Here is a 3,758-nt window from a genome sequence, read left to right on the forward strand (position 1 = left end):
CCCGGCCCGGGTCGCCGTGAGCGGCGCCGGCGCGACCCAGCCGGGGTTCGAGCTGTTCGCACCTCGTGTCCGGCCGGCGCGCCTCGAGGTCCGCGACAGCCCGGACCGTGCCGTCGACAACGCCGTCCGCGAGCTCGTCGTGCAGGGGTTCGTCGTCGCACCGCAGGACGTCGGTGCCGTGCTGGCGCGCCAGGGGTCGCCGTGGGTCGCACGCCTCGTCGAGATCGGTGACACCGGTGCGGCGTGGCGTCGCGGGTGCCTGATCGACGCGGTCGACGTCGTGACCCTGGGGATCGCGGGGACGTTCCTGCGCCGCAGGATCGAGCACGTGGTGCTCGTCGTCACGGCACGGGCGACCCTCTCCGGGACGTGCGAGCTGGTCGTCGGGCCGACGCGCGTCCCGATGGCCGCGGACGACAGCCTCGGCTCGGCCGGTCCGCGGTACGCGACGGCGCTGGAGAGGCTGGCGGCCGGCTACGACGGCGCCGGCGCGCTCGTCGGGAAGCCGACGTCGACTCCGCACGTGCGGGACGCCGACTGCCCTGCCTGCATCCCGACAGCCACGAGGCTGCTGCGTCAGGCGGGCGTCACGGTCGGCTGACTCGCAGGTCCGACGCCCGAGCGGGTGCCGACTGTGCTTCCTGTGCGCAGACGATCACCGGGGGCGGCATGCGTGACGGAGTCGAGACGGCGCCCATCACCGACAGCAGCACGTCGCGGCCTCGCCTGTTGCGTGGTCACCAGCCGGTCGGGATCTGGGCGGGCCAGGGGCCGACGAACTTGCCGACCGAGACGGAGACCGGATCGGCGGTGAGCGCTTGCTGGACGATGCGGGTGACCCGGGCGGTGAGCTCCGCAAGCGTGTCGCCCCACTCGGTGGGGCTCGGCGCAGTCGTGGACAGGTCGAGCTCTTCGAGCACGAGCAGTCGAGGTGTCACGCCAGGGACGTCGACCTCGGTGAGCCTGCGCCACGTGGTACCCGGCCGGACAACGACCTCGGCGTCCTGCGGCTGGGCCGAGAACGTCGAGATGTCCCGGCCGGTGCGGTTGAGCAGGACGAGCAACGGTGCACCGGAGAAGTTCTCGGAGGCGACCCTGGGGTCCCGCGAGGACGCGAGGACCGCGGTCACGACGCCGAGCACGGGCGGTTGCTCGGCCGACGGGTCGAACCCCCGGAAGGTGATGCCGTTGAAGTCGGGCAGCTTGGCGATCGCGTCGAGAAATCCGCTGACCGGGTCGTTCACTCGTGCTCCTCACGTGAGGGGTTGACGCGGTCCGATGCGCCTGTCAGGTCCTCGTAGGTGCCGTCCGGGAGATGGCGGCCGACGAGTCGCGTGATGACCGGGAAGTCACCCTTGGTGCTGCTGATGTCCCCCTCTCGAAGTGGGCGACCACGGCGGGCGGTCGCCTGCTCCTCGGATCGAGCCTGGAGGGCATGCAGGATGGCGAGGCGCTCCTCGGACGTCTTGCCCTCGAGTTCGTCGGCCGACCATGTTGCGGGGTCGGGCCGCGGGTCGCGGTCTTCCGGACGCTCGATCACGAGCCGACCTGACGGGCCACGAACTCCCAGAACCCAGCGTGATTCCAGTCCCGGCTGACGACGTCGTAGTACGTCCCCGGCCGCACGAGGATCTCCGCTTCGTCGCCGAAGTGGGACAACGCCTGGACGTCGGTCCCGTGACCGCCCTCGATGGTGATCATGGAGTTCCCTCCGTTGCGTATCCGAAAGTCGTCGGCGACGCGGCTCGACGTGGACGTCGACCAGAACGCGTCGTCCTTCACCCGGTTGCGTGGCATCCATTCGTCCAGAACGTGATCTGGCATGTTCGTCCCCCGGTAGGTGGTTCCGCTGTGGTCGGGGAGCTTGTCCATCCCCGAGACCGCGTCGTCCACTTCCCTCTGGATGCGCGCTGCGTCCGCGGGCGAGTAGGCCGACGGGTTGCGGAGGTAGGCGTTCATCTCTTTGTAGCCGGGGTCGGTCGTGTAGCGGTAGATCGCCTTGACTTCGTCGGGCGTCAGTTCGGGGTGCCGACCTGCGACCTCGTCCGCCCACTTGTCGAGGTCGCCGCCGTTCTTCGGGTGAGGGATGTCGCTGATGTCGGGCAGGGCGGTGTGCGACGTGGGGGTCGTGGGTGTCTTGGCGCCGGGGAGCTTGGTGCGGACGTTTCGGGCGAGGCCGGCGAGGGCTTCCTTGAGGGCTTCGAGCAGACCTTTGAGGGACTTGGCGGAGGTGATCACGTCAGTCACCGACCGCCCGACCCGGGTGGCCAGCGACGACACCCGGGTGGAGACCTGCCCGACGATCACCGGGGTCGCCAGACCGAGGGTGAAGACCGCTTCGGCGGCCCAGGAGATGATCGACCCGACGAGCTGGGCCAGCGTGTCGCGGACCAGGTCGTGTACCGCCTGCACGACCATCGCGCACACCTGCAACGCCGACCCGATCGACCCCGCGGACGCCCCGGTGACCCGGATCCGGTCGGCCAGCCCGTCCGCGTAGGCGGAGTAGGCGGTGATGGACTCGCCCGTCATGGCTTCCAGGTCGGCGCGGACCACCCGGGTCAGCTCGTCACCGGCCTGCCCCATGGCCTTGGCGACGTTGCCCCAGGTGCCGGCGAACCCGAGCACCGCACCGGCGTCACCGGTCAGGTCGTTCAGCCAGCCCTTGAGGGGCTCGAGGTGCTCCATCAGCCAGCCCAGCCCGGCCCCGATCAGCGACCCCAACGGGTCCACCACCGCCGCCGCGGTGTCCAGCGCGACCCCGACCCCGGCCAGCCCGGCCGACAGCCACGACCCGGACTGCAACGCCGAGCACAGGTCGGTCACGGACTCCAGCAGACCGGCACCTCCGAACGCGGTGGAGGTCTCGACCGGGCCCGCGACCAGCGGGTTCGCGCTCACCGGTCCAGGGCCTTGGCGATCGAGCGCAGGACCTGCTCGACACGCTCGTCGACCTCGTCGAACGCCCGCGCCATCGACCCGAGCTCATGCACCACACCCTCGGATGCGTCGTGCACCGCCGAGACAGCCTCACGTGCCGCGGAGTCGACGCCGGCGACGATCGCGGGCAGGAACGAGCACAGCACCCCGAACGCACCACCGTGCAGGTCGGTCGTGCCGACCGCGGACTGCGCCGTGGACAGGTCCCCGGCGACCTGGGAGACACGGGTGGAGTGGCGGCGCAGCACCTCGGAGTCGACCTCGAACCCGTCGCTCACCGCGACCGGGTCTCGAGCTCGTCGCGCAGGTGCGCACTGATCGCCGAGTCCTTGCCGTAGGCGTCCTCCGCGACCGCGACCGCGCGCGTCCCGGCGTCGTGGGCCGCGGCGCGGATCGTCTGACGGATCAGCGCCGCCAGGTCCACCGCACGCAGGTTCAGCGCCGTCTCCTCGAGAACCAGGTCGGTGACCTGCCCGGACGCGTCGGTCTCGACCGTGACCTCACCACGGGCGCTGCGTGCCCGACCACGCACCCGGTCGATCGACGCCTTCACCTCGACCGCACGCTCTGCGCGCTGCCGGGCGGCCTCGATGTCGGCCGCCACCCGCGCCAACGCCACATCCGGATCGTCGTAGAACCCCGTCACGCCCGGCAGCCTAACCAGCAACCCCCACACACCGGGCAGCCCATCCACCGAAAGGCCCAGCACCGGAGCGCCCCACCGGGGCGGAGCAGCGGCGGGTGCGGTGTGGTTCATCTGTCGAGCTGTCGGGTGACCGTTGTCCACAAGGCCCGGGTTTGTCCGTCTTGGGGTGGCT

General features: G+C 71.0%; 6 protein-coding genes. 1 reads left to right on the forward strand and 5 read right to left on the reverse strand.

Annotation, left to right across the window (positions count from 1 at the left end; genetic code table 11):
- Positions 1-601 (forward strand): hypothetical protein (locus tag Cch01nite_RS22445; RefSeq protein ID WP_203758747.1); only part of this gene is annotated, 601 nt, incomplete at its 5' end.
- 136 nt (positions 602-737) lie between these two features.
- Here Cch01nite_RS22445 and Cch01nite_RS22450 read toward each other — a convergent pair.
- The 5 genes from Cch01nite_RS22450 to Cch01nite_RS22470 all read right to left on the reverse strand — a co-directional run.
- Entirely contained in the window at positions 738-1,244 is a 507-nt protein-coding gene (locus Cch01nite_RS22450) for a hypothetical protein (protein WP_203758748.1), read from the reverse strand.
- Positions 1,241-1,540, reverse strand: a complete 300-nt coding sequence (locus tag Cch01nite_RS22455) for a hypothetical protein (protein WP_203758749.1) — start codon at positions 1,538-1,540, stop codon at positions 1,241-1,243. Before Cch01nite_RS22455 ends, Cch01nite_RS22450 begins: the two co-directional genes overlap by 4 nt.
- Positions 1,537-2,901: an ADP-ribosyltransferase gene (locus Cch01nite_RS22460; protein ID WP_203758750.1), complete on the reverse strand. Its 1,365-nt coding sequence runs from the start codon at positions 2,899-2,901 to the stop codon at positions 1,537-1,539. The genes Cch01nite_RS22455 and Cch01nite_RS22460 overlap by 4 nt, the downstream gene beginning before the upstream one ends.
- On the reverse strand, positions 2,898-3,218 hold the full coding sequence (locus tag Cch01nite_RS22465) for a type VII secretion target (protein WP_203758751.1): 321 nt from the start codon (positions 3,216-3,218) through the stop codon (positions 2,898-2,900). The genes Cch01nite_RS22460 and Cch01nite_RS22465 overlap by 4 nt, the downstream gene beginning before the upstream one ends.
- A partial coding sequence (locus tag Cch01nite_RS22470) for a YbaB/EbfC family nucleoid-associated protein (protein ID WP_203758752.1) occupies positions 3,215-3,758 on the reverse strand: 544 nt, incomplete at its 5' end. The genes Cch01nite_RS22470 and Cch01nite_RS22465, both read right to left, overlap by 4 nt.

This window comes from Cellulomonas chitinilytica, from assembly GCF_016862675.1.
GTDB lineage: Bacteria > Actinomycetota > Actinomycetes > Actinomycetales > Cellulomonadaceae > Cellulomonas > Cellulomonas chitinilytica.